Source organism: Rhizobium ecuadorense (assembly GCF_001187535.1).
Lineage (GTDB): Bacteria > Pseudomonadota > Alphaproteobacteria > Rhizobiales > Rhizobiaceae > Rhizobium > Rhizobium ecuadorense.
On the sequence record NZ_LFIO01000445.1, the window covers coordinates 1 to 221 of the forward strand.

Genomic DNA, 221 nt, shown 5'->3' on the forward strand with positions numbered 1-221 from the left:
ATCCTGGAGTCGGCTGACGTTTGTTCGCCCAAGGGCAGAAGGCTCGCTCACGGATTGAGCCGAGCAGACCATGTCAGTACGCTGACATAACCCTTGAAAGGCCAGACAGCATGACTATCGCAAGAATTGAAGATGCCATATCAGCCATTGCCAGCGGCAAGATGGTCGTCGTCGTTGACGACCAAAACCGGGAAAACGAAGGCGATATCGTGGTCGCGGCC

1 protein-coding gene is annotated in these 221 nt (G+C 55.2%); it reads left to right on the forward strand.

The genetic code is table 11. The features are described from left to right. Positions 1-110: 110 nt before the first annotated feature. Positions 111-221: 3,4-dihydroxy-2-butanone-4-phosphate synthase (locus AF337_RS40150; RefSeq protein ID WP_160320273.1), on the forward strand; the 111-nt coding region annotated here is incomplete at its 3' end.